A 1,264-nucleotide genomic window follows, 5' to 3' on the forward strand; every position below is an offset into this window, starting at 1 on the left:
TTTATGAGTCGATGCAATTAATTTACCAATTGCCTTTTGACTTTGTTTAATTTTAGAAATATCTACACCTGCTTTTTTGTAGGTCAGAGTCATAATTTGATGCGCATTTGCAGTGAATAAAAGAATTTGCCTATTGTTTCGATCACATATACATTCCAGCTATTTCTTCTCTATGTTCTACATATTTCTGAGATAATTCGCTGAATTCTGAATTAATTCTGTCTTTGTCTTTTTTGAGTTCTGATGTATCTATTGTCATTTCGTAGAATCTGTTTAGTGCCTCAATCAGGGTTGCAGCTGCCGATGAGTCTGGTGAAATTCTATTTGCTTTTGCCAGTAGCGTCAATCCTTGAATTTCTCTTACTAGGCATTCATTTAGTATCCCGCCTGGTATGCCTGTGATGAATCCCTGAGGAATCATGCTGATGTCCTTTTCTGCCATTGTTCTTACTAAATCCTCTTCTGCTGCGCAATATGCTTTATCATCATGTTCCGTACTTGCAACCCCGTCTAGAATTACAATTTCTTTAGATCCTTTTTCTTCTGCCCAATCCAAAATCGATGATACTAATGAATACAATCCTTTCATATGCAATGTTATCTCGCAAATTATTGCGCAAATCGTCCCTTCTTGATTTGCATAGAATCTGAATGGATGTCGTAATCTGCCTCTCATGAAAACTGTTGATGGTGGAAGGTACTTTGATCTCATCACTCCTATCTCTATCATTTTCAATTCAGAAATGATGTGATTTATTGCAACCGGACCTACAAGCCCTGCCCCTACAAATCCTGCAAAAATTATTGGACTTTTTAATTCTATTTTTTTTAACTCAAATACTTCTGCTTCTGGAAATCCCTCTTGCATAATTTTATCGCTTTTGTTCTGTTTAATTACTTTAATCACTAACTTTTGAATGTTTTGGGTTAGTTGCTTTTCAGTAATTTTCTATCTGAATTTTAGTTTGTTGCTATAAAGAAAAATTAGATTCCAAGTCCTCTCTTAATGTGAACTTGGATTCATCATTTTGAGTATTGTTAAGCAGTTATGCTCTTTTGATAGCTCTCTTTATGGATGAAAAGATTCAACATGATTCTTCCCTTATCCGTAATTGTGTATATCATATTTGCCCCCACTGCTTCTTTTTTGATAAAGTTGTAATCTACACATAGATGTAGATAGCTTAGAAATGATTTTTTCATTCTGATTTTTGATTTTGAATACAAATCAGAAAATGTCATGGGATTTCCCTTGAGCTGATAT

General features: G+C 34.3%; 1 protein-coding gene and 1 pseudogene. Both read right to left on the reverse strand.

Features of this window, described 5'->3' with window-relative positions; all coding sequences use genetic code 11:
- Positions 1 to 142: 142 nt before the first annotated feature.
- Positions 143 to 868 (reverse strand): proteasome assembly chaperone family protein, encoded by a 726-nt coding sequence (locus BD31_RS06050; RefSeq protein WP_048097514.1) that lies wholly within the window; start codon positions 866 to 868, stop codon positions 143 to 145.
- A gap of 170 nt (positions 869 to 1,038) precedes the next feature.
- Positions 1,039 to 1,264: pseudogene (locus BD31_RS06055) on the reverse strand (hypothetical protein); the annotation flags it as partial.

This window comes from Candidatus Nitrosopumilus salarius BD31 (assembly GCF_000242875.2).
GTDB classification, from domain to species: Archaea; Thermoproteota; Nitrososphaeria; order Nitrososphaerales; family Nitrosopumilaceae; genus Nitrosopumilus; species Nitrosopumilus salarius.

Bases quoted from the DNA above. Each gene is read 5' to 3' on its own strand.
- BD31_RS06050 (WP_048097514.1), bottom strand. From the start codon at position 868: ATGCAAGAGGGATTTCCAGAAGCAGAAGTATTTGAGTTAAAAAAAATA.